Annotated in this window: 20 protein-coding genes and 1 pseudogene; 5 read left to right on the plus strand and 16 right to left on the minus strand. The window is 64.8% G+C overall.

Annotated elements, in window-relative coordinates; all coding sequences use genetic code 11:
- Positions 1 to 157: pseudogene (locus tag N7333_RS04520) on the plus strand (RND transporter); the annotation flags it as partial.
- Between the two features lie 22 nt (positions 158 to 179).
- Here the strand turns inward: N7333_RS04520 and N7333_RS04525 are convergent.
- The 7 genes from N7333_RS04525 to gcl all read right to left on the minus strand — a co-directional run bounded on the left by N7333_RS04525 (position 180) and on the right by gcl (position 9,084).
- Positions 180 to 1,205, minus strand: coding sequence for a DNA topoisomerase IB (locus tag N7333_RS04525; RefSeq protein ID WP_279858523.1), 1,026 nt, complete (start codon positions 1,203 to 1,205; stop codon positions 180 to 182).
- 157 nt (positions 1,206 to 1,362) lie between these two features.
- Positions 1,363 to 2,274, minus strand: a complete 912-nt coding sequence (locus tag N7333_RS04530; RefSeq protein WP_279858524.1) for an urea transporter — start codon at positions 2,272 to 2,274, stop codon at positions 1,363 to 1,365.
- Positions 2,275 to 2,519: 245 nt separating this feature from the next.
- A complete protein-coding gene (pyk, locus tag N7333_RS04535) occupies positions 2,520 to 3,935 on the minus strand; it encodes a pyruvate kinase (RefSeq protein ID WP_279858525.1) in 1,416 nt (471 codons plus the stop codon).
- Positions 3,932 to 5,206, minus strand: coding sequence for a glycerate kinase (locus N7333_RS04540; protein ID WP_279858526.1), 1,275 nt, complete (start codon positions 5,204 to 5,206; stop codon positions 3,932 to 3,934). Before N7333_RS04540 ends, pyk begins: the two co-directional genes overlap by 4 nt.
- 298 nt (positions 5,207 to 5,504) lie before the next feature.
- Positions 5,505 to 6,395, minus strand: coding sequence for a 2-hydroxy-3-oxopropionate reductase (locus tag N7333_RS04545; protein ID WP_003243292.1), 891 nt, complete (start codon positions 6,393 to 6,395; stop codon positions 5,505 to 5,507).
- 13 nt (positions 6,396 to 6,408) lie between these two features.
- Positions 6,409 to 7,206, minus strand: coding sequence for a hydroxypyruvate isomerase (hyi, locus tag N7333_RS04550; RefSeq protein ID WP_279858527.1), 798 nt, complete (start codon positions 7,204 to 7,206; stop codon positions 6,409 to 6,411).
- Between the two features lie 102 nt (positions 7,207 to 7,308).
- Positions 7,309 to 9,084, minus strand: a complete 1,776-nt coding sequence (gene gcl / locus N7333_RS04555) for a glyoxylate carboligase (RefSeq protein WP_003243297.1) — start codon at positions 9,082 to 9,084, stop codon at positions 7,309 to 7,311.
- A gap of 332 nt (positions 9,085 to 9,416) precedes the next feature.
- On the opposite strand from gcl, the gene N7333_RS04560 reads away from it, so the two are divergent.
- A complete protein-coding gene (locus N7333_RS04560) occupies positions 9,417 to 9,851 on the plus strand; it encodes a heme-binding protein (RefSeq protein ID WP_279858528.1) in 435 nt (144 codons plus the stop codon).
- 548 nt (positions 9,852 to 10,399) lie between these two features.
- Here N7333_RS04560 and N7333_RS04565 read toward each other — a convergent pair.
- Positions 10,400 to 11,044 carry a TetR/AcrR family transcriptional regulator gene (locus N7333_RS04565; RefSeq protein ID WP_279858529.1) on the minus strand — a complete coding sequence of 215 codons (645 nt, stop codon included), beginning with the start codon at positions 11,042 to 11,044 and terminating at the stop codon, positions 10,400 to 10,402.
- Positions 11,045 to 11,256: 212 nt separating this feature from the next.
- Between N7333_RS04565 and moaA the strand changes: the two genes are divergently transcribed.
- A complete protein-coding gene (moaA, locus tag N7333_RS04570) occupies positions 11,257 to 12,252 on the plus strand; it encodes a GTP 3',8-cyclase MoaA (protein WP_279858530.1) in 996 nt (331 codons plus the stop codon).
- Positions 12,253 to 12,296: 44 nt separating this feature from the next.
- On the plus strand, positions 12,297 to 13,136 hold the full coding sequence (locus N7333_RS04575) for a transporter substrate-binding domain-containing protein (protein WP_279858531.1): 840 nt from the start codon (positions 12,297 to 12,299) through the stop codon (positions 13,134 to 13,136).
- Positions 13,137 to 13,334: 198 nt separating this feature from the next.
- Here N7333_RS04575 and N7333_RS04580 read toward each other — a convergent pair whose 3' ends face one another.
- Genes N7333_RS04580 through N7333_RS04610 form a run of 7 tightly spaced genes read right to left on the minus strand, consistent with a single transcriptional unit; the run spans position 13,335 to position 20,288 of the window.
- A complete protein-coding gene (locus tag N7333_RS04580; RefSeq protein ID WP_129483258.1) occupies positions 13,335 to 15,509 on the minus strand; it encodes a phage tail protein in 2,175 nt (724 codons plus the stop codon).
- A complete protein-coding gene (locus N7333_RS04585) occupies positions 15,493 to 15,723 on the minus strand; it encodes a hypothetical protein (protein ID WP_129483320.1) in 231 nt (76 codons plus the stop codon). The genes N7333_RS04580 and N7333_RS04585 overlap by 17 nt, the downstream gene beginning before the upstream one ends.
- An 8-nt stretch (positions 15,724 to 15,731) precedes the next feature.
- Complete coding sequence (locus tag N7333_RS04590; RefSeq protein WP_129483257.1) at positions 15,732 to 15,962, minus strand: hypothetical protein; 231 nt, start codon at positions 15,960 to 15,962, stop codon at positions 15,732 to 15,734.
- A 1-nt stretch (position 15,963) separates the two neighbouring features.
- On the minus strand, positions 15,964 to 16,785 hold the full coding sequence (locus tag N7333_RS04595; protein ID WP_129483256.1) for a phage BR0599 family protein: 822 nt from the start codon (positions 16,783 to 16,785) through the stop codon (positions 15,964 to 15,966).
- Positions 16,775 to 18,472, minus strand: a complete 1,698-nt coding sequence (locus tag N7333_RS04600) for a hypothetical protein (protein ID WP_129483255.1) — start codon at positions 18,470 to 18,472, stop codon at positions 16,775 to 16,777. Before N7333_RS04600 ends, N7333_RS04595 begins: the two co-directional genes overlap by 11 nt.
- Before the next feature lie 2 nt (positions 18,473 to 18,474).
- The gene (locus N7333_RS04605; RefSeq protein WP_129483254.1) at positions 18,475 to 19,434 is read right to left on the minus strand and encodes a hypothetical protein; all 960 of its coding nucleotides are present in this window, start codon (positions 19,432 to 19,434) and stop codon (positions 18,475 to 18,477) included.
- Positions 19,434 to 20,288: a hypothetical protein gene (locus N7333_RS04610; protein ID WP_279858532.1), complete on the minus strand. Its 855-nt coding sequence runs from the start codon at positions 20,286 to 20,288 to the stop codon at positions 19,434 to 19,436. The genes N7333_RS04605 and N7333_RS04610 overlap by 1 nt, the downstream gene beginning before the upstream one ends.
- Before the next feature lie 34 nt (positions 20,289 to 20,322).
- Between N7333_RS04610 and N7333_RS04615 the strand changes: the two genes are divergently transcribed.
- Complete coding sequence (locus N7333_RS04615; protein ID WP_279858533.1) at positions 20,323 to 20,619, plus strand: hypothetical protein; 297 nt, start codon at positions 20,323 to 20,325, stop codon at positions 20,617 to 20,619.
- On the opposite strand, the gene N7333_RS04620 is transcribed toward N7333_RS04615, so the two are convergent.
- Positions 20,616 to 24,053 (minus strand): phage tail length tape measure family protein, encoded by a 3,438-nt coding sequence (locus N7333_RS04620; RefSeq protein WP_279858534.1) that lies wholly within the window; start codon positions 24,051 to 24,053, stop codon positions 20,616 to 20,618. The genes N7333_RS04615 and N7333_RS04620 overlap by 4 nt on opposite strands.
- Positions 24,054 to 24,136: the final 83 nt, after the last annotated feature.

Consider the following 24,136-nt stretch of genomic DNA (forward strand, 5'->3'; position numbering starts at 1 on the left):
CGCACTGCAGGCGCGCCAGCGGGCATTGGAAGGTCGCACCGCACTGGCGACCGCGCAGGTGGCGTTGTACGTGGCGCTGGGCGGTGGCTGGCAGGCGGGAGGCGCGCAGGCTGCGGATACGCCGAGCGAGGCTGGAACCGTGGAGCGCGAACGCTGATTGGCTTCCTGGGCCAGGCGGCTCAGGCGGGCGGCAGTTTTTCCAGAAAGCGCATCAGCAGGCTTTCTTCGGCGCGCAGGCCCTTGCGCGATGTCGCCAGGCGGATGCCGGCCAGCTCGCCAGCGAGGAAGGCGTCGATCAGGGCCGGATGGATGTAGCACTTGCGGCAGACCGCCGGCGTATTGCGCAGCTGCTGCGCCACCTCCTTGACCATGGCCACCACGTGCTTCTTGGCTGCGCTTTCCGGCTGCCATTCGAGCTCGCGCAATAGCGTCAGGGCCAGCGCGCTGCCGGCCCAGGTGCGGTAGTGCTTGGCGGTGAAGTCGGCGCCGGTAAGTTCACGCAGGTACTCGTTGATATCGGTGGAGGTCACCGCGCGACGCTCGCCATGCTCGTCCAGATACTGGAACAGGTGTTGCCCGGGCAGTTCCAGACAGCGCTGGATGATGCGCGCCAGGCGTCGATCGTTGACCTGCACCTCATGCTCGATGCCGCTCTTGCCGCGAAAGTGAAAGCGTATGGTGTTGCCTTGCACCTCGACGTGACGGTTGCGCAGGGTGGTCAGCCCATAGGAGCGATTGTCCCGCGCGTAGCGGGCGTTGCCGACCCGGATCAGGGTGTTGTCCAGCAGCATGATCACGGTCGCCAGCACCTTCTCGCGGCGGTGTTCGCGCAGGTTCAGGTGCTGCTGCAGCGCTTCGCGCAGCGCCGGCAGGGCTTTGCCGAATGCCAGCAGGCTGGCGTACTTGTCCGCATCGCGGATTTCGCGCCAGCGGGCGTGGTAACGGTATTGCTTGCGCCCGCGGGCATCGCGGCCGGTTGCCTGCAGATGACCGTTGGCCAGTGGGCAGATCCAGACATCGGTGTAGGCAGGCGGCACTGCCAGGGCATTGATGCGAGCCACCTCCTTGGGATCGCTGATGCGCTGGCCCTGCGTGTCGAAGTAGCAGAACTTGCCGCGCAGCTTGCGGCGGCTGATGCCCGGCATGCTGTCGTCGACATAGCGCAGGTCGGCCGGTAGTTCGATGTCGCCAGGCGCCAGGCTCATCGGCGCCCCCCTCGACAAAACCTCACAACAGGCGAAACGGCGATGGCAGGGCAAAGGACAACGTCGGGCATGGGTATCGCTCGTTGCAGCAGATATGAATTAGCCCGCCAAACGAGGCGGGAGTTCACTCTTTACGAGCGGGAAGAGGGGCCGAGCGTCAGGGCGCTGCGCTGTTTCTGACTGCCTGCTGCCAGCTCTGTGCGCCGGCTCTGATCAGCCAGCAGGCGAGGATGAACGGCATGGTCAGGGCCGGCAGGCCGAGGGCGCTGAAACCGGGCTGCAGCAGCAGGGCGAGCAGGATGCCGAGGGCGGGCACCCAGAGGTTGCGGTGTACCTGGGCCAGGGCAATGGCCGCCAGAGTGGCGTTGTAGCCGTAGAGACCGGCCAGCGCACCCTCGCCGGGCCAGCCGGAGAAGAGCGCCAGGGCGAAGCCGCCGCTGGAACCCAGCAGCGCCCACAGCGCCATGCGGCCATCGGCCAGGCGCAAGCCGAGCAGCAGGCACAGGCCGGCCAGTGGCGAGTCGAGGAAGATCACCTGACCGAGGCCGCGCAGCACGGCGAGTATCAGCTGCAGGAGGCTCAGCGCCGGCGCGTCGGGCGCGCTGGCTGGCGGTGCAGCTGACAGCTCCAGCTGAGCGAGCAGTGCCAGCAGCAGCCAACCCAGCAGCACGAAGGGAAAGGTGAAGGCGGGCAGCCAGCCATGCCGGCGCATGCGCCGCACCCAGGGTGCCAGCAGCAGGCTGGACAGCGTGGCGCTGGCGATGATCAGCACGGGCAGCAGCGGCGTCCACGGTAGTTTCAGGCTCAGCAGCAGACCCAGCAGGACGCCGTTGTAGCCGTACAGGCCGATGGCGATATCCGCCTTGGGGTAGCCGCGGCGTTGTGCCACCCATGTCGAGGTCAGGCCGCCGAGCAGGGCGCCGGGCAGCAGCTCGGGTGCGCCGATCAGAATTGCGAGCAGCACCAGTGCGCCGCATCCGGGGCTCTTTTGCAGGAAGATCTGGGCGAAGCCGCAGAGCAGGGCGCGCAGGCTTTGCAGGGCAGGGTGTGAGGTTGGTAGTCGGGGCATGATGTATATGCCAAGAGAGCCCTCTCCCCCAGCCCCTCTCCCATAAATGGGAGAGGGGAGCTGTCCGTGTCGCTTGGAGGAGACGTGTAGGGTGCGCCGTGCGCACCAAAACCGCCTTGCCATAGCAGGTGCGCAAGGCCTAAGTGGCCCCGCGACATCCTGCGTTGGCTTTATGCGTAGCCCAGATGAAAGCCGGGAAGCAGCAGTCGAGCATTCCCCGGATTTCATCCGGGCTACGGGGCGAGTCACTGCAGCGTTTCGATCCTCAGGCTGTTGGTGCTGCCGGGCTGGCCGAAGGGTTCGCCGGCGGTGATCACCACGGTTTCGCCGCGCTTGGCCATGCCCTGGGCCTGGGCGATCTCCAGCGCGGTGCTGGTGACTTCCTCGACCCGGCGCAGGCGCTCGTTGACCACCGAGTAGATGCCCCAGGCCACGGTCAGGCGGCGGGCAGTGGTTAGGCTCGGCGTCAGGCTCAAGATCGGCGCCTTCGGTCGTTCACGCGAGGCACGCAGGCTGGAGCTGCCGGATTCCGTGTAGTTGACCAAAGCCGCCACCGGCAGGATTGAGCTGATGCGGCGGATGGCGCAGCTGATGGCGTCGCTGGCGGTGGCCTCGGCCTGCGGGCGGCCGACGTCGAGCTGGCTCTGGTAGTCCGGGCCGTTTTCCACCTGGCGGATGATCTTGCTCATCATCTGCACGGTTTCCAGCGGGTAGTCGCCGGAGGCGGTCTCGGCCGACAGCATCACCGCATCGGCGCCTTCGGCCACGGCGTTGGCCACATCGGTGACTTCGGCGCGGGTCGGCGCCGGGGAGAAGCGCATGGATTCGAGCATCTGTGTGGCGACCACTACCGGGCGGCCCAGTTGGCGGCAGGTGCGCACGATGTCCTTCTGGATGCGCGGCACGTTTTCGGCCGGCACTTCCACGCCCAGATCACCGCGCGCCACCATGATCGCGTCGCACAGCTTGGCGATTTCTTCCAGGTGAATCACCGCCGAGGGCTTCTCGATCTTGGCCATCAGGAAGGCCTTGCCGCCAATCAGCTCGCGGGCTTCGACGATGTCCTCGGGGCGTTGCACGAACGACAGCGCCACCCAGTCCACGCCCAGCTCCAGGCCGAAGGCCAGGTCGCGACGATCCTTCTCGGTCAGTGGCGACAGCTGCAGCACGGCCTCGGGCACATTGACGCCCTTGCGGTCGGACAGCTCGCCACCGGCGATCACCTCGGTTATCACGGCGTCATTCTGCTTGGCGGTCACTTTCAGGCGCAGGCGGCCGTCGTCCAGCAGCAGGCTCATGCCAGGCTGCAGGGCTTCGATGATTTCCGGGTGGGGCAGGTTGACCCGGCTGGCGTCGCCGGGCGTGGCGTCCAGATCCAGGCGCAGGCTCTGGCCGTTGACCAGATGCACCTTGCCTTCGGCGAAACGGCCGACGCGCAGCTTGGGCCCCTGCAGGTCCATGAGAATGCCGATGGGCTGATTCAGCTCGCGCTCCACCTCGCGCACCCACTGGTAGCGCTGGGCGTGATCGGCGTGCTCGCCGTGGCTGAAGTTGAGGCGGAACAGGTTGACCCCGGCCTCCACCAGCTGGCGGATATGCGCGGCGTCGCGGATGGCCGGGCCGAGGGTGGCGAGGATCTTTACTTTCTTGTCGGCGTTCATTGAGCAGGGCTCTCGAGAATGAGGATGGCGCGGAAATCGTTGACGTTGGTACGGGTCGGGCCGGTGACGATCAGCTCGTCGAGGGCTGCGAAGTAGCCATAGCCGTTGTTGTTGTCCAGTTCGTCGCGGGCCGATAGGCCCTTGATGCCGGCACGGGCATGGCTGTAGGGCGTCATGATGGCGCCGGCGTTGTCTTCGGAGCCGTCGATGCCGTCGGTGTCACCGGCCAGCGCGTAGACGCCGGGCAGGCCCTTGAGGCTCTCGGTGAGGCTCAGGAGAAATTCGGCGTTGCGTCCGCCACGGCCGTTGCCGCGCACGGTGACGGTGGTTTCGCCGCCGGAGAGGATCACGCACGGAGGCTTGATCGGCTGGCCGTGCAGCTGCACCTGGCGGGCGATGCCGGCATGCACCTTGGCCACGTCGCGCGACTCGCCTTCCAGGTCGCCGAGAATCAGCACCGGCAGGCCGGCCGCTTCGGCCTTGGCTGCGGCGGCGTCGAGCGACTGCTGCGGGGTGGCGATTAGCTGGAAGTGGCTGCGGGCGAGCACCGGGTCGCCCGGCTTGACCGTTTCCGAGCGCGGGTCCTGCAGCCAGGCGTGCACGTTGGCCGGGATGTCGATGCCATAGCGAGCGAGAATCGCCAGGGCTTCTGCCGAGGTGGTCGGGTCGCCCACGGTGGGGCCGGAGGCGATTACCGTGGCCTCGTCACCGGGTACGTCGGAGATGGCGTAGGTGTAGACGGTCGCCGGCCAGCAGGCCTTGGCCAGGCGGCCCCCCTTGATCGCCGAGAGGTGCTTGCGCACGCAGTTCATCTCGCCAATGGTGGCGCCGGACTTGAGCAGCGCCTTGTTGATCGCCTGCTTGTCCTTAAGGCTGATGCCCTCGGCCGGCAGCGCCAGCAGCGAGGAGCCGCCGCCGGAAAGCAGGAAAATCACCCGATCGTCTTCGGACAGGTTCGACACCAGCTCCAGCACGCGGCGGGCGACGCGCTCGCCGGCATCGTCCGGCACCGGGTGCGCGGCTTCCACCACCTCGATCTTCCTGCAATCGGCGCCGTGCTCGTAGCGGGTCACCACCAGGCCGCTGACCTCGCCCTGCCACTCCTGCTCGATCACCTCGGCCATGGCCGCGGCGGCCTTGCCGGCGCCGATGACGATGACGCGACCACTACGGTCGGCGGGCAGATGGTCGGCCAGCACCTGGCGCGGATGGGCGGCGGCAATGGCGGTAGCGAACAGGTCGCGCAGCAGGCGTTGCGGGTCGAAGGTCATGGCGGTGTTCTCTTGTTCTTGGCTTGAGAGTCGCGTAGCGAGGCGGGCAGGCCGCGTAGGCGTCGATGCGTCGGGGTGCCTGCGCGGCATGCCCGTCAGGGTGACGCAGGGTCGATTCCAGTCCGCAGGCGCCGCGTTGGCAGCGCCTGGGGAGTGGAATCGACCAACCTGGCAATCGGGCCGTGACACCTCCTGCCAGGAAGGTCGAAAGGGTGCCGGGGCGATCCGGCTGGTCGGTGCGCACGGCGCACCCTACGGCTCGCGATACACCGTAGGGTGCGCCGCGCGCACCGCCTTGTTACTCGCCGCGGATATTGAAGTTGGCCATATGCTCCAGACCCTTGATCAGGGCGGAGTGGTCCCAGCCGCTGCCGCCGAGGGCCGCGCAGGTGCTGAACACCTGCTGGGCATTGGCGGTGTTGGGCAGGTTCAGGCCCAGCTCGCGGGCGCCGGACAGCGCCAGGTTCAGATCCTTCTGGTGCAGGCTGATGCGGAAGCCCGGATCGAAGGTGCCCTTGATCATGCGCTCGCCGTGCACTTCGAGGATCTTCGAGCCGGCGAAGCCGCCCATCAGCGCCTCACGCACCTTGGCCGGGTCGGCGCCGTTCTTGGCGGCGAACAGCAGGGCTTCGGCCACCGCCTGGATGTTCAGCGCGACGATGATCTGGTTGGCCACCTTGGCGGTCTGGCCGTCACCGTTGCCGCCGACGCGGGTGATGTTCTTGCCCATGGCCTGGAACAGCGGCAGGGCGCGTTCGAAGGCGTTCGGGCAACCACCGACCATGATCGACAGGGTGGCGGCCTTGGCACCGACTTCGCCGCCGGATACCGGGGCGTCCAGGTAGGCGGCGCCGGTGGCCTTGATCTTCTCGGCGAAGGCCTTGGTGGCGGTGGGGGAGATCGAGCTCATGTCGATCACTACCTTGCCGGCACCGACGCCCGCAGCAACGCCGTCGGCGCGGAACAGCACGTCTTCGACCTGCGGGGTGTCCGGGACCATGACGATGATGAATTCGGCTTCCTGGGCCACTTCCTTCGGGTTGGCCAGGGCGATGCCGTTGTCGCCGACCAGGTCGGCCGGGGCCTTGTCGAAGTGCTCGGAGAAGAACAGGGTGTGGCCGGCCTTCTGCAGGTTCTGCGCCATGGGCTTGCCCATGATGCCGGTGCCGATAAATCCGATTTTTGCCATGAGATGAGTCTCCTCAGATTGCGTTGTGCATGCTGTTCTGGTGGGAAGCCATCCAGCCGAGGCCGGCAGCGGTGGTGGTTGCCGGCTTGTATTCACAGCCGATCCAGCCCTGGTAGCCGATGCGATCCAGGTGTTCGAAGAGGAAGCGGTAGTTGATCTCGCCGGTGCCCGGCTCGTTGCGGCCCGGGTTGTCTGCCAGCTGCACGTGGTTGATGGCGGCCAGGTTGCTCTCGACCGTGCGGGCCAGGTCACCTTCCATGATCTGCATGTGGTAGATGTCGTACTGCAGGTACAGGTTGGTGCTGCCGACCTTGTTGCGGATGTCCAGGGCCTGCTTGGTGGTGCTGAGGTAGAAGCCGGGGATGTCGCGGGTGTTGATGGCTTCCATCACCAGGCGGATACCGGCGCCGGCCAGCTTGTCGGCGGCATAGCGCAGGTTGTCGACGAAGGTCTTCTCGACGGTCGCGCAATCCATGCCCTGCGGACGGATGCCGGCCAGGCAGTTGATCTGCTTGTTGCCCAGCACCTTGGCGTAGGCGATGGCCTTGTCGACACCGGCGCGGAATTCCTCGACGCGATCAGGATGGCAGGCGATGCCGCGCTCGCCCTTGCCCCAGTCGCCGGCCGGCAGGTTGAACAGCACCTGTTCCAGCTTGTTGGCGTCCAGACGGGCCTTGATCTCTTCCACCGCGAAGTCATAGGGGAAGAGGTATTCCACGCCGCTGAAACCGGCTTCGGCGGCGGCGGCGAAACGTTCCAGAAAGTCCACTTCGGTGAACAGCATGGACAGGTTGGCAGCAAAACGGGGCATAAGAAATTCCTCGGTTGCGTAGGGTGTGGTGGCCCGTAGGGTGCGCCGTGCGCACCAGGTGGTACGCGTCGGGTATGCGGTGCGCGCGGCGCACCCTACGGATCAGTCGAGCAGCGAGATGGCGGTCGGGGCGTCGACGCCGCGCTCGGCCAGTTCCTCGAACTCGTTGATGGCGTTGATCTCGGTGCCCATGGAGATGTTGGTGACACGCTCCAGAATCACCTCGACCACCACCGGCACGCGGTGCTCGGCCATCAGGCGCTTGGCTTCCGCGAAGGCGTTCTGCAGCTCGTTCGGGTCGAACACGCGGATCGCCTTGCAGCCCAGGCCCTCGACCACGGCGATGTGGTCGACGCCGTAACCGTTGAGCTCCGGCGCATTGATGTTCTCGAACGCCAGCTGCACGCAGTAGTCGATGTCGAAGCCGCGCTGCGCCTGACGGATCAGGCCCAGGTAGGAGTTGTTCACCAGCACGTGGATGTACGGCAGGTTGAACTGCGCGCCGACGGCCAGCTCCTCGATCATGAACTGGAAGTCGTAGTCGCCGGACAGCGCCACCACGTTGCGGGTCGGGTCGGCCTTGACCACGCCCAGGGCCGCCGGAATGGTCCAGCCCAGCGGGCCGGCCTGACCGCAGTTGATCCAGTGGCGCGGCTTGTACACGTGGAGGAACTGCGCGCCGGCGATCTGCGACAGACCGATGGTGCTGACGTAGCAGGTGTCCTTGCCGAAGGCTTCGTTCATTTCCTCGTAGACGCGCTGCGGCTTGGCCGGCACGTTGTCGAAGTGGGTCTTGCGCTGCAGGGTGCGCTTGCGCTCGCGGCAGGCTTCGACCCAGGCGCTGCGGTCCTTCAGCTTGCCGGCGGCTTTCCATTCGCGGGCGACTTCCAGGAAGGCGTCCAGCGCACTGCCGGCGTCGGAGACGATGCCCAGGTCCGGGTTGAACACGCGGCCAATCTGGGTCGGTTCGATGTCGACGTGGATAAACTTGCGGCCCTCGGTGTAGACGTCCACCGAGCCGGTATGGCGGTTGGCCCAGCGGTTGCCGATGCCGAACACCAGGTCGGAGGCGAGCAGGGTGGCGTTGCCGTAACGATGCGAAGTCTGCAGGCCGACCATGCCGACCATCAGCTTGTGATCGTCGGGGATCGCGCCCCAGCCCATCAGGGTCGGCACCACCGGCACGCCAGTCAGCTCGGCGAACTCCACCAGCTTGTCCGCCGCATCGGCGTTGAAGATGCCGCCACCGGCGACCAGCAGCGGGCGCTCGGCCTCGTTGAGCATGGCGATGGCCTTCTCGGCCTGGACGCGGCTGGTGCTCGGCTTGGCTACCGGCAGCGGCTCGTAGGCGTCGATATCGAACTCGATCTCGGCCATCTGCACGTCGAACGGCAGGTCGATCAGCACCGGGCCGGGGCGGCCGCTACGCATTTCATGGAAGGCACGCTGGAAGGCGCGCGGCACCTGGCCGGGCTCCATCACGGTGGTGGCCCACTTGGTCACCGGGCCGACGATGCTGGTGATGTCGACCGCCTGGAAATCTTCCTTGTGCATGCGCGCACGCGGCGCCTGGCCGGTGATGCACAGGATCGGGATGGAGTCGGCGGAGGCCGAGTACAGGCCGGTGACCATGTCGGTGCCGGCCGGGCCCGAGGTACCGATGCACACGCCGATATTGCCGGCATTGGTGCGGGTGTAACCCTCGGCCATGTGCGAAGCGCCTTCGACGTGACGGGCCAGGACGTGATCGATGCCACCGAGTTTCTTCAGGGCGGCATACAGGGGGTTGATGGCAGCGCCGGGGACGCCGAACGCGGTATCGACGCCTTCGCGACGCATCACCAGTACGGCTGCCTCGATTGCTCTCATTCTGGCCATATCTTGTGCCTCTTTTGTTATCAGATTGTATACAAAACGCCTGACTCGGATTCTATGCAGGCCATGACTTCGCGGTCAACATTTTTTCCGAGGCAGTCTGTCACCGCGGCGGATTTCTTTTAAAACGCCTGTTTGAGCGGGTTTGGCCGGGTGGTCGGCCGTAATGTTCGGATAACTGTATACAATGAAAAATAATATTGTATGTAGGTATTGAAGTTTTTGTTTCTGGTGGGATAGTGAGGGCGAGCTTTGGATTGCTCGGGGCATGCCGCCGTACGCCAAGTGCTGGTGCCTCGAGTGTTCGTTCCCTTTGTCACTTAGGAGTCATCACCATGATCCACTTGAACCTGCAAACCGCCAACGCCATCGGCAACCGCGCCCTGGCCGTGGGCCGCGAGATAAAGGCGGCACCGCTGACCGTCGCCGTACTGGATGCCGGCGGGCATCTGATCAGCCTGCAGCGCGAGGACGGCGCCAGCCTGCTGCGCCCGCAGATCGCCATCGGCAAGGCCTGGGGCGCGCTGGCCCTGGGCAAGGGCTCGCGCCTGATCGCCGCCGACGCGCAGCAGCGTCCGGCCTTTATCGGTGCGGTGAACAACCTGGCCCAGGGCAGCCTGGTGCCGGCGCCGGGCGGGGTATTGATCCGCGACGAACGCGGTGAAGTGATCGGCGCCGTCGGCATCACCGGCGACACCTCGGATATCGACGAGCAGTGTGCAGTCAGCGCGCTGGAGTCGCTGGGCCTGAAGGCGGATGCCGGGGCGTAGGGTGTGCCGTGCGCACCGGCTTTACCGCCGGTGCGCCCTATGCCCTGGATTGCATCCGGGCTGCGGCCCGTAGGGTGCGCCGCGCGCACCGACTTATGACGCGGACGTTCGGGAAGCCTTTGGTGCGCACGGCGCACCCTACGGACTGGCGTATGCCGCTGGCTCGACGTAGTGCGTAGGGTGGATGTCGCTTCTACATCCACCAAGGAGGTGGCTCGATAAGGCGCGATCCATCCTGCGGACTTTCGGATATGTCCCTGACTCTTCGTAGGGTGCGCCGCGCGCACCGAATTCAGTACGTCGAGTTCGGGAAGTCTTGGTGCGCACGGCGCACCCTACGGACTGGCGTATGTCGCTGGCTCGACGTAGTGCGTAGGGTGGGTGTCGCTTTTATATCCACCAGGGCGGTGGATCGGTAAGGCGCGATCCATCCTGCGGAATTTCGGAGATGCCCCTGGCTCTTCGTAGGGTGCGCCGCGCGCACCGAATTCATTACGCGGAGTTCGGGAAGTCTTGGTGCGCATGGCGCATCCTACGGCGGTCAGCCGCTAGACGCTGCTGACCAGCTCGGACGCCGTCGACGGCGCCGGGGCGACTTCGCAGCCCTTGAGCACCAGGCGGATGATGGTCTGCGCCGCGGCTTCGTAATCGGCGTCGTCCAGGCTGGCCTTGCCGGTGACGGTGGAAATCTGCCAGTCGAAGTCGGCGTAGGTCTGGGTCGCGGCCCAGATGCTGAACAGCAGGTGGTTTGGGTCGACTTTGGCCATCAGGCCCTGGTCGATCCAGCGCTGGATGCAGGCGATGTTGTGCTTGGCCTGGTCGTTGAGCTGCTCGGTCTGTTCCGGCGACAGGTGCGGGGCACCGTGCATGATCTCGCTGGCGAACACCTTGGAGGCATGCGGCAGCTCGCGGGAAATGCGGATCTTCGAGCGGATGTAGGCGGTCAGTACCTCGCTCGGGTGGCCCGGCTGGTTGAAGGGCGCAGACGCGGCCAGCAGCGGCTCGATGATGCTTTCCAGGACCTCGCGGTAGAGGTTTTCCTTGGACTTGAAGTAGTAGTAGACATTGGGCTTGGGCAGGCCGGCCTTGGCCGCGATGTCGCTGGTCTTGGTGGCGGCGAAGCCCTTGTCGGCGAACTCTTCGCTGGCCGCGCGCAGGATGAGCTCTATGTTACGCTCGCGAATGCTGGTCATAAGGCCCTGTGTTTTCCTCTGCCGCCGGACGGCGGTCGGGCATGGTAGCACCGGCTTTGCGCGAGGCTCAAGGCAGCGGCCACGGGCTGCGCAGCTGCTATCTGACTCTTGAGTCAAATTTCTGTATACAAGAAATGGCTTTTCTGTTTTTATCCTTCGCAGCGACATCCATGACAAAAAGTCTCGGCGCGTGACGCTGCAGGAGACCCGCTGTGCACACGAACCAACTCGTCGATCCCTTCGGGCGGCGTATCACCTACCTGCGTTTGTCAGTGACGGACCGCTGCGATTTTCGCTGCACCTACTGCATGAGCGAAGACATGCAGTTCGCCCCGCGCCAGCAGATCCTCAGCCTGGAAGAACTCTACGCCGTGGCCGACGCCTTTATCGGCCTTGGCGTGCGGCGTATTCGTATCACTGGTGGCGAACCGCTGGTACGCAAGAATCTGCTGAGCCTGCTGCAGCGCCTGGGCGAGCGTGACGAGCTGGATGACCTGGCGATTACCACCAATGGCTCGCAGCTGGCCGAGATGGCGGCGCCCTTGCGCGCAGCCGGTGTGCGCCGGCTGAACATCAGCCTGGATTCCCTGCGGCGCGAGCGCTTCGCCGCCTTCACCCGGCGTGACAAGCTCGACCAGGTGCTGGCCGGCATCGACGCTGCGCGTACCGCCGGCTTCGACAGAATCAAGCTCAACAGCGTGGTGCAGAGCGGGCGCAACGACGACGAGGTGCTCGATCTGGTCGAGTTTGCCATCGAGCGCGGCCTGGATATCAGCTTTATCGAGGAAATGCCGCTGGGCAGCGTGGTCAGCCACAGCCGCGAGCAGACCTTCTGCTCCAGCGACGAGGTGCGCCAGCGTATCGAACAGCGCCATGCGCTGGTGCGCAGCAGCAAGGTGACTGGTGGCCCCTCGCGCTACTGGCAGGTGGTCGGCACGCAGACCCAGGTAGGGTTCATCTCCCCGCATAGCCACAACTTCTGCGGCGACTGCAACCGCGTGCGGGTCACTGCCGAAGGCAAGCTGGTGCTCTGCCTCGGCCACGACAACGCGCTGGACCTCAAGCGCCTGTTGCGCGCCCATCCGGGGGACAGCGAGCGCCTGCGTCAGGCGCTGACCGAGGCGTTGCGCCTGAAGCCCGAGCGGCACCACTTCGCCACCGACGAGCAGGTCCAGGTGGTGCGCTTCATGAGCATGACCGGTGGCTGAGCCCGTCTGATCGGATTCCCATAACAACAATAAGGAGGCTTTCAATGAAGCCCGTTCGTCTGTGCCTGTTTTCCACCCTTTTGCTGACGCCTGCTGCCCTGGCGCAGACCTACGTGGTCGGCGTCGAGGAGTTGCCGTTCGCGCCGCACTACAGCCTCGATGGCGAGGGCCGGTACCGTGGTTTTGCCCGAGAAGTGCTGGATGCCTTCGCCGCCGACAGCGGTGTCGGCCTGAGCTACAAGGCGCTACCCGTGGATCAGTTGCTGCCGGCCCTGCAGCGTGGCGAGATCGATCTCAAGTACCCCGACAGCCCGCATTGGGCCGGCGCGCAGAAGGCCGGCATGACGCTGCACTACAGTCAGGCCGTGGTCGATTACGTCGATGGCGTGCTGGTGGCACCGCAGCGAAAGGGGCAGGCAGTGGAGAGGCTCGGTCGTCTGGCCATGGTCCAGGGCTGGACGCCGCGCGGTTACGAGCAAGCCATCGACAGCGGGCAGATCCAGCTGAGCTACAGCGACGATCTGCGCCAGATGATTCGTCAGGCGTTGAAGCAGGACACCGATGGCGCCTACTTCAACGTGGTGGTGGCCACGCATTATCTGGACAACATCCGCGCACGGCCCGGTGCGCTGGTGTTCGACCCCAAGCTGCCGCACACCCGCGGCAGCTTTCACCTGTCGAGCCTGCGTCATCCGCAGCTGATCGCCCGTTTCGATCGCTTTCTCGTCGAGCGCTCGGCACAGGTGGCGGCGCTCAAGGCGAGTCATCGCGTAGAGGCCAATCTCGATAGCGACTACCTCGGCCTGGAGCAATGGAAAGTGGACTATTTCGAGCGCCAGAAAGCCAAAGCCGGCGCACAGGCGCCGGCTTCGTCCACTCGATGAGGGCTTAGCAGGCCGTTGAAAAGCGTAGGTGAGGCAGCCAGTGCAAGGCAAAAACAGGCGAAAAAGCGGAGTTTACGAGTTGTAAATGAGCATTTTGAGCCTGTTTTTAACGCTGTAGCGCCGCGCGAAAAATCGCTTTGATGTGCGCGATAAATGTGAGGCGCTGATTCTTTCACATAAGGCAAGGGAATTGCCAAATCACGGTGGTGGCGGGTTGGTATGTCCGAACTGCCACCGCTGCCTCTGTAGGCTCTCAATCCCTCCACGCACCGACCACACCTCGGCAATGACTTGGCCCACGTAGGTGGTCGCCAGGGTGGCTGTAGTGCCGGCGAGACCTGTCTGGCTAGCCAGCACCGCGCTGGTGTCAGCGCGCAGCAGCCGGCAGCTGTAAGTAGTGCCGGCCTCGGGGCCGATGCTGCCGAGGCTTGTGTCGATCAGCTGATCAGCCTGGCTCAACCTGTTCCTATGAGCCCAGCCCAGCACCACGTCACCCTCGATGCTGGTCGGCCAGCTGCTGCCACCGATGGTGAACTGCCCAGGCGGGTAAGGTCTCCCTTGGCGCCCAACAAGAGCCAGGCTGTCGGTACCGGCCAGACCTGGGGCGAGCTGTCCGATACTGGTATTGGTCAGCAGCCTGGCCTGCACCGTGACGCCCGAGGAGTACTCAGTCTCGTCCACCCCTTCAAACGTGTCGTAGAACCACACCCGCGCCCCTGCCGCGTGCTCGCGGGGCACAGTGTCTGCGCAGCCGCGCCCCAAGGTCACCGAGCCGGTGCCCAGGTCAATCGCATCAACCCGCACGATCTCATCGTCGATCAGCGCCGCCTGCCCCAGGGAGACGCGATCCAGATCGAGGCCGCTGGTCAGCGTAGCCACAGTGGGCGCAGTCGAGACGGGAATGGCGCCGACGAGCTGGGCGGTCGGGCACCAGTCCGCGACGCCCCGATCGACGAACGAACCGCTAACCCCTGGGCGTGTAGTGAGGTTGTAGTTGAGCGATAGCCCGGACGGCTTAGCCGCCAACGTCGACAGCCAGGCCGCAGTGACGTCGAGCAGCGCCAGGTTGGCCGGATCGATCAGGCCAGCCAGCTCACGGTATGGCACCTCCATCAGGCGCCGCTGGCTGACCGCCTGTGGCGAGCGATCGGGCGGGACGTAGCCGCTGGGAGGGACCGCAACAAAGGATGCCGATGGCAGGCCAAACACGTCCTGGAGGGCAGTGATGGTGATCGCACCGTTGGCCAGCGTGCCGTCCTCGATCCGCCCGGCCCGCACCACCACTTCGGCAATGCCACGCTTGAGCGAGCGGATACGGAACGCATCGGCCGGCCCGATGCTCGATCCGCGACGGTCCAGCTTGACCTTGTACTTACGAAGGTTGCTGCCCATAACACGCATATCACGCTGCACGACCCGCGCCGCCAGGTCTCCCGTCGGGATGCCCGGATAGCTCCTGGTCTCTGACGATGGGCCGCCCTGCAGCTGCGCGATCGCCTGGTTGACGGCCCTTGCCCGGCGGGTCTCGCCAGTGACCGCGTCTGTGTACTCGACGAACAGCTGGCTGGGCGCGATCAGCGCACTACTGCTCTCGTCCTCCTCGATGCTGAGCAATCCGCTGTCCTCGTCGAACAACGGCAAGTCCGCAACGGTGTAGTCGTCGCGGATCAGCTTGAGGGTGATCAGGCCGGAGTTACGGTCAGGGCCACAGTAGGCGCCGATGTGGTCGGTGATCTGATCGCGGAAGTCGGCCAGAGACCCGGAAGAGCGCTTCCAGCCCAGGCAAAGGCCGAAGCCTTCATTGAACAGCTTCAGCGCTGCAGCCCGGAATGCCGTGTCGTCGAGCATGGCCCGATCGACGCCCAGGCCATTCTCTCGATTGGTGTAGACCTCATAGAGGATGTGCGCCGGGTTCATCGCCCGTACCTGGCCACCCGCCAGGTTGATGGCGCAGGTCTCTGGGTACCAAACATCTCCATCCCAGCCATTCATGCGGCGATAGCGCAGCAGCTCCCAAGGCTTTGGATAAGGGTTGATCGAGGTCACCAGGCCGGAATAGAAGAAGCCGGCGAACCCACGGAAGTTCGGCACATGCCCGCCGCCCAGCGCAGCAGCGAGGCTGGCGTTCAACGGTTGAGCCTCATCCCCCATCATCAAGTCGAAGCGCCCCTGGATGCCGCCTTCGCCCTTGTCGCCGCCGAACAGGTCAGGGGCGTTGATGGTGATGGTCTGGCTGGTTGTGGCGTTGCCCGACCAGGCCACCTTCCCGCTTGCGCGGATCTGCAGCAGGCCGTCAATCGCCTTGGCGATCGCACCGTGAATATCGAAGCTGTAGCGGAAACCCACAGTTTGCGCTTTAGGCTTGGCTCCCATCGCGGGCCTCCTCTACTGAACGAGCATGGGCGACCAGGTGCGCGGCCAAAGCGTTGTCAGTGGCCAGCAGCAGCTCGGCATCGATGCCCTCTTGCACGAACTTCAGCCAATCCAGCCCATGCTCGGCGAAGAACGCCCGAGACTGCTTGGCGCAGTAGCCCGTCCGGGTTGTCCAGGTCGGCACCGTATGCAGGTGCTGGATGGTAACGATCAGCCGGTCGCTCACTTCTTGCTCCCTTTCACCTTGATTGCCTGGCTGCGCTGGTTACGCACCGATAGCACCATCCAGTCCCTCGCCCACACCTGGCCGAAGATCCACTCCTTCTCGGTCCCTTCGTCGCACCGCGGGAAGTCGAAGTCCTGGAAGAAGGCTGGCTTGGGCTTCTTCGGCTTGGGCGCGGTTGCCTGGTTGAGGAGAAACGACGCCACCAAAATCGCAATCTGTGGCCACATGTCAGAACACCTGCTCGCCGTCGAAGGGGGATTTGCCATCCATCTGCGGTGTAGCCCGCATGTTGGCAAGGTTGTTGAACTTGCTGTGGCAGGTAGTGGCCAGGAAGTCGCAGCCGGGGAACACGCGAATCGCTCGGCCGAGGCCGAGTGCTACGGTGCCGCCCAGCAGGGTAAGCACGCCGCCTATATGCCGCTCGATTGTGCGCCTGTCGTATTCGCCCTGGCCGATCGGCCACTCGACCCACCCGCCGGTGAACCAGCCGTCCGGGAACGCGGCAAGAGCCCCACTGCTGATGGTGGCGCCAGTCATGGCCTGGATGGTGGTATCGACGCGCAGTGGGTTGAGGTCGACCTTGCACCAGGGCGAACCGAGATACGTTGTGCAGGTGCGGCTGAACGTATCGCTCAGGCCAGGCCGGTCCATTTCCGCATCAATGCTCTGGCATGTGATGGTGCAGCGGTCCAGCTCGGGCCAGCGCACGCTGGCGATGCTGCCGGTATAGCGCCACTTGCGCTCGGCTTCGCCGTAGTGGCCGTCATAGATGATCAGGCCGATCTTCGAGCTGGGGATGCTGTTGCGAAACGGCTCGGCGACCTCAATGTCGGCTGGCGCGGTGATCAGCAGCGAATCCTGCTTGGCCACGCCGCTCTGGCGGATGCCGTTGTCACTGATGCCGCCGCGCACCGTGCGGAACACCTGGGTCCCCACGGTCACGTCACGGTCGCAGCTGATATACAGCCAGCGCATCACACCGCGGCGGAACTCATAGAAGCGGAGTGGCGCGCCAGTCGCGAGCGAGGTCTCACGACTGCTAAAGCTCATCATCCCGCTCCTCTTTAAATACCGTTGCCCAGGCGGCAACGCCTTCGCTGTCGGTCATGTGCTGGATGCGCTGCACATCGCTCTCGAAGCGCATCAGGTTCATCCAGCTGATGCGCGCGACCTGGTGCGGCTGCACCTCGATGCCCAGGCCGCTACTGAGCGCCAGGCGCTCGACCTGGCTGTTGATCTCCGTCGAACCGATGATGCGGCGCATGCGCACGGTGCCGTCCCACAGCTCAATGCGGATATCCCGCCGACCGGCCTTGCCGGCGCTGAAGCGGGTGTAGCCGATATGGGTGATATCCATGGTGGTGGCCACCGCCGAGACAGTTGCCAAGAGGGTCACGTCATCCATGTGGGTTGGCACCCATACGGCCTGCTGCCGGCCGCGCATGCCATAGATGAAGGATCGAACCAACGCCCGCGCTTCGCGCCCCAGGTCGACATGGCGCTGGCCGAGCACCTGCAACGCACGCCTGGCTGCGTCAGTGATCAGGGGCTGGGCGAAGCCGCTGTCTAGCGTTTTGCGCAGCCGCTCGGCCGCATGGGTCAGGTCCTCGGTCTCGTCCGGCCGGCGCGCCCATACCGGGTAGCCTCTATATAAGGTGGCGGGCAGCCATTCGGGCCAATCCGAGGGCTCGACCACCAAAAAGCGAACCTCTGCTTCGACGAGACGATCGGTGAGCTTGCGCTGAGTAGGTTCTTCGAGCAGCTGGGCGGCGCGAGCTGGATACAGGCGCGAGCCAGCCGGCCAGGGCTGCTGTGTGTTGCGCTTGAGCTGCAGCCCGTTGCTGAGGACGTCGAGGATCTCGACCGTCTCACTGGTAAAGGCGTCCTCACCGCGCAGCATCGCCAAGCCGCCGTCACGAAAGTCCAGGTACTGCGTGCTGCAGGGAATGAATGCAGAGTCGGCGGCGATAGCCACCTGCAGCAGCTGGATGTCCGGCCAGATCGGGATCGACCAGATACGATCACTCCAGCCGAACAGCGCGAGATCGAGCAGCTGTCGCTCGCGCCCCTCGGCATACATCGGCCCGGAAAATTCACGACGCAGCGCGATGCGCAGACGGCGGCGCTGACTGACGGCCGACTCGCTCTGCAGCACATCAGTCAGTGCCGAGAGCACCTCATCGATGCCATCACCCCAGTCGGGCGCGAATGTCCAGGCGATAATGCGGTTGGCGGTGATCCGTAGGCCGGGTGCGCTACCGTTGTCAAATAGCCAGGTAACTACGGTATCAAGGACGGGTTGTCCGTCTGGAGTGACGGTCACATCCCAGGACAACTCCTTCAGGCCAGGGAACAGCAACGGCGGTGCTGGTTGGCCGCCAACCTGTATCCCCTCATCCAGGCCCTCAATGCTGGTCAGCGTACGAGCACCGAGGAAGGCATTCCAGAGAAACACAGGGCTCGTCTGCGCGGAGACGACGTTGCCCAGATCCAGCCGGCTCGGGGTGATATGGACCCGGAAATAGTAGTCGTCAAGGAAGCTACCCCCTCGCCGCCCGTTGATCTCACGCCCGTTGGCCTCAACCGGCCAGTGCATCGAGAGCGCAGCACCACCAGGTGTGCGCTGCATATCAGCCGGGGATGCGCCCACTGCACGGGTATAGAGGTCCGCCGCCCATTGCGGTTCGGTGAAACCACCCGTGCTAGCTGCCCGGAGCAGGCCTTGCAGAATAGCCATATTCAGGGCCCGTCATAGCGCACGGCGTAGCCGAAGGTGCCGCTATGGTCGATGTTGTCGAATGCGGTGCCTCCACCGGTTCCATTGCGCACAACACCATCACGCCTATGCCATGGGAACGTCTTCCAGCGGTCGGGACCAATTTCTATGATCTGACCTGGAACATAGTTGTCATTGCGCACGTGCCGAACATTAACCAAGTCGGCCACCAGGCTGAGCTTGTTAGATGCCCGGAAGCGGTAGAGACGCATCGGAATCAACGCAGCCTCACTGTTCCAGGCCGACGGCTGCGCAGCAACGAGTTGCGAAAAGGCATTAACGCCGGGCAGCGCTGCACTGGGGTCGTTAAGCCGCAAGTTCCACCCGTTCCCATCCAGGTCTGAGTGTAGGTAGACGTCTCTCTGCGCCGGGAATGCCCGGCCGGACGTGTTCCAACCGAACGCCCCAGATGTTAGTCCGTGGCTACCACTGCGATCAGCTCCACCCGCGGCGGGACCGATATGGAATGGCGAGACCACCGTTGGCACGTCATGGTTGATAGGCACCGAGCCGCGGATAGCAGCGACAAACATCCCCGTACCCGGCAGCTGGATGACTGAGCGACCAAATGCGCACCATTGATATCGATCGACGTCGTAGCGAACCGTCAACCAGACCTCATCAACCGGGGCAGTAAAAACGAAAATGTCGTACTGCGCCGGGTATGTCACGTCGAGCGTTGGAGTGCCGGCCTTGGCCATCAAACGGCCGATCTGAACCTCGTTGGGCATGTTCCCGGAAGAAGCCGACGTGCGCCCAGTTAGAGACATGTTGATGGCGTCATTGGTCAGCAGCAGATGGAGCGAGCCCTTGCTGAGTACATTGGTAGCGGCGTTCCATGTCCATCCGTTGTCTGTACATGCCGCGACGAGAGCGCTGCGAATACCGCTCATATCAGCCGCCGAGCCGGTGTAATAGGCCATCAGTCGTCGAGCCTCATTGCGTAGTAGTCGGTGTGGCCGGTGCGGGAAACGTCCTGGATCACGACGTAGTCATCGCCATCGATAACAAGGGTGTTCTCGACCGCGTTGTTGAAGCCGGTGATGTAGAAGATGCCGTCGAGCGAGCCCCAGATGTTTGCTGCGTCATGCAGCTCGATCGGTAACAGGTGATAGATGTTGTCGGTCTCACGGAGATTCGGAGACGTTGCTGACGCCCCGGTGCCAGCGATCCAGGTATTACTCCACGGGTAGGCCTGCGGCTGAATCCACGCATCATTGCTGCGCAGACCCAAGCCGAAGCGATTGCCCTTGTACGGCATGGAGTGAGTGGCCTCGCTGAAGCGCGTAGCTGCGGCGCCAGTCAGCATGCCGCCACACACAACGGGGTACGGGTACTGGCTCGGCCGGCCATACGGCAGCATCTTGCCTACGTAGCAGCTTTCGTACACGGGCGTGCCGACCTTCATAGCCAGGGCAATGCGCTGCGGGTTGAGGGTCAGCCAGTAGTCGATGCGGTTGTTGTGCGCCGGCACGCCAGAGAGTCGGGCACCTGGTTGGGTGTCAAAGGTGTTGCCGGCAACGTATCCGGTGAACGCAGCCGCAACCAGGTTGTAGTAGTCGGCCGAGGCGTCCTGGTAGGTCCTGAACCCGACGAAGATCTCCTCTTCCCCGGTGTAGCCCACCCCCTTGAGGATCAACTCGCGGTTGGCCGGGGCGGTGTTGTAGCGCAGGACCGTCCAGCCGTTCGCCGCCGCGAAGTCGCGGATGGTCTCCAGCATCTTGTAGTGGGCGAGCACGCCGCCCGAGTTGTCGACGAAGCCAATCTGGTGAGGCATAAAGGCGTTACCTACTCAACAAGGAAGCACTGAAATGGGTGAAGTGATCAATTTCCCGCCGAAAGTTCGCCACTACGACCAGGTCGAGAAGTACATTCTGGAGACCCTCACCCCAGATACAGGCCTTACCGAGGAACAGGTCCGCGAGGTAGTGGCTGAGTTCAAGCCAATCTATGAGCGTCTGCTGAGCGATGAGGGGGCCCAGGTGGAAATGCCAGCTGACGCCATTCCTTACGTTGAGAAGGCACAGCAAATTCAAATGGAGCGCCTTGGCCACGCTTGTTGCGTGATCATTGGCCTGCTGGCTCGTGCGAAGCTGCATAAGACCTAAACCCCCAATATCTGCCGAACCGAAGCGCCGTCCTGCTGCAGAAGCACCATGAAGTGCTCGCGCCCTTCCTTGCCCCACGCCATCGCGGCGACGTCCTCGGGACGCTGTACGGCGTAGAGGTTCACACCGTTCTTGATGGTGGTGCTGCTCTTGGCCGGCTCGGCCAGGCGGGTGTTGCCCAGGCTCGGGGCTGCCAGCGCGGGCGCCGGTACGCCGGCCAGGCCGCCGGTGTTGTGGTGGTAGGCGGACTGGAAGGCCCAGTCGTGCAGCGCCTGCATGCCGCGAGCGTTGAAGTCCAGGAGGAATTCGGTCGCACCTGGTTGCATGGCCGAGGCGGCGCGGATCACCACCTCCTCGGTCGAGAGCGCCGCCAGGATGGAGTCGCTGGTGGGGGTGCCTGGGCCCTTGACCTTTCCGCCCTCGGCGAAGCCGAAGGCGCCGGTGTAGGTGGCAGCTCCGGCCGCAGCACCGCCGCCGCCCCCGCTGAACACGGACAACAGCCCACCCAAACCACCAGCGCCCCCGCCGACCGAGCCGCTGTTGGCAGCGGCCAGGCTGATGGCTGCGGCCTCGATCGCCGCAGCGCCGGTCAGCAGCGTTGCTCCGGCTGCACTCAGCGCCCCGGCCGAGCCGGTGACCGCGGCGGCACCGGCGGTGAGGCCTGCGCCATCCTGCCCGCCGCCACCAAACAGGCCCATAACCCCGCCCGCGATGGACTGGGCAACATTCTCGGCCGCCATGCGGGTGAGCGCATCGAGCACGCTCTGGCCGAGGGCGCTAACGGCCTCGCGCAGGGTCATGGTCCCGCGCGCCAGCCCGGTCAGGGCTTCGGTGAGACCTGTAGTCAGCCCGTCGCGCAGGGTCTCCTGCAGGAGCGTGGTGGTGGCCATCAGGCGCTGGGCCTGAGCGTCCAGGGCGTACAGGGCCTGCGCGGCCGATTCGCCGATCGCACCAGGCTGCTGGGCCAGCTCGGCCAGCACCGGGCGGATCTGTTCGAGCTGGGCGTAAGTCTGACGGTGAATCTCCAGGATGCGCTCGCGTGCCTGCAGCTCGGTGATCAGGCCGGCATCCTGCTGCACGTTGACCGACTGCTCCTGGCGCTGCTGCTCGGCCAGGATGCGATCCATCTCGCGCTGCACGTCGTCGACGCGCACCTTGGCCTCGGCCACCGGAATCAGCTTGTCCAGCCACGCCAAGCCGGCTTCGTTGCCGGCCTTTTCGAACTCGGTGCGCATGCCGGCGAATTTGGTGCGGATCTCCAGCAGTGCGGCATCGGTTTCACGGCCCGAGGCGCGGAGGAACTCGGCCTCCAAACCGGCATTGACCCGCGCGTTGGCGTCGGCCTGGCGCTGCACCTCGCTGGCATCGATCAGAGCCAGCGCTGCTCGAGCACGCTCGAGCATGGCGCCGGTCAGGCCTTTCTCGGCCAGCTCGTACTGACGCACCTCGGCAGCCGTTAGACCGATCTTGGCGGCCTGATCCTCCAGGCCCTGCACATAGCTCAGCTGCTGACGGATGCTCTGCTCGGTGGCGCGCAGCGCGGCTTGAGCGGCGCGCTCCTGTTCGCGCTGCGCGGCAGTGGCCTTGCGTTGCTCCTCGGTCGCCCTGCGCTTGGCTTCGGCTTCAGCCTCGTTGGCCTCGCGCTGCTTATCGGTGGCAGCGGCGGCTTCCAGCATGCGGCGGCCCAGCTCGCTGGTGGCCTCGATGTTCTGCTCCTGCATCACCCGCTGTGCACGCTCTACGCTGGTCAGGTTCTGCAGACTCTGCAGCTGGGCCTCTGCACCTTTGACGAATGCGTCTGCGGCCTTGGTGCGCTCTTTCGATTGAGCTATGGCTTCACGCTCAGCAGCGGCAGTCTCGGCTTTCTGTTGCGCCAGTTCGGCGTCCAGCACGATCTGCTTACGAATGCCTTCTTCTTCAGCCGCAAGGCGGGCCTCAAGCGCTGGATCAATGGTGCCGCCAATGCGATCACCTCGCACACCGTACTGCGCAACCTGGCGCTGACGCTGAATGGCCGCAAGCCGATCTTCCGGTGTTTCCTGCCGGCCTACGTCGAGCATCGCGTCCCAGGCCTCAGCGGCGACATTCTTGATCGCCTGCCACGCTGACTCGACCAGGCCGAGGTTACCGGCGATATCGGCCGCCCGGCTCTGCATGGCCTCGGCTAGAGCCTCCATCGCCACCTGAGCCGCACCAGCCTGATCGCCCTGGGCCTCCAACGCAGCGATCTGCTCGTACACCGCCAAAGTCAGGTAGTTGTACTGCTCGTTCAGCTTGGCGGAAGCCTCTGCCGGCTCCTCGGCCAGGCGCTTGAACTCGTCGACCGTAGCGCTGACAGCCCGACCGATGCTGTTCTCCATCACCACGGCGGTGGTAGCAATCAACTGAATCTGGTCAGCAGTGAACTTGCCAGCAGCCGTTACCTCGGCCAGGGCCGCCGCAGCCTGCCGCTGCGTACCAGACACGCCATCGATCTGCCTGGCCATTGCCGCCAACTGGTCCGACGTCACGCCCGCCGAATTTCCCGTCAGGGCAATGGCCTTTTCATACTCGTAGGTCTCGGCTGCCCCCTGGACAGCGGCGATCACCGTTGCACCAATCGCAGCAGTGACACTGGCGATGGCCAGAGTCAGCGGATTGATGGTGCTGACCAGGGCACGACCAGCGTTGGCCCAACCGCCGAAGCTGTCGCGGATCTGCCCGCCTTGCTGCACGGCCACCAGCCATACCGGCATGCCGCTGGCCAGGCTGGTGGTGATGTCGGTGATCTGCATCGGCAGCTGACGCATGGCCTGCTGGTACTGCCCAGCGGTGATGCCGGCGACGCGCATAGCGTCCGTGGTGCCGCCGAGGCGCTGGCGTTGCTCCTGGAGCTTGGTGTTGAACTCGTCGAAGGTATCCAGATCGATCTGGCCGGAGGCGCGAGCACGGCGCAGCTGCTGCTCCATGCTGTCCAGCTCGTCGAGCTTGCGAATCACCGGGTCGATCTTGCCCAGCAGCTGCTGCAGCTCCTGGCCTTCCTTCTCGGTCGCTGCTGCGGCCTGGGCCGCGGCTTCGGCAGCGCGAATATCGGCCTGGGCCTTCTCCTGGGCCGCGCGCTCGGCGTTGTGGTAGGCGTTCATCGCCTCGGTCTGGGCCGCCGCATTCTGCTGCCAGGCGCTGTTGGCCTCCTGGGTGGCGCTGGCAGAGCGCTGGATGCTTTCAGCCATGCCATCGGTCGCTGCCTGCTGCTGCAGGCTGGCCTCGACCATGGCGCGGATGCGGGCGGTCTGCTGGTCGGCGGTTTCGCCGATCTGGCCGAGCTGAGTGCTCGATGTCGCGGCGGCAGCGCCGACGTCCTCGACGGACTCGGCGAGCGCCTGCAGCTGCTGCTGACCCTGTTCCAGGTCAGTCTTCAGGCGCAGTGCAAATTCGATATCGCCGCGATTGGTCATCGGTCAGCATCCAGATGGGTGGGATGCCGACATGCTCGCGCGCGCGGGGCGGGATGTAATTTGGACGAGGCAAAAAAAGCCGC

This window comes from Pseudomonas sp. GD04158, from assembly GCF_029834875.1.
Lineage (GTDB): Bacteria > Pseudomonadota > Gammaproteobacteria > Pseudomonadales > Pseudomonadaceae > Aquipseudomonas > Aquipseudomonas hydrolytica.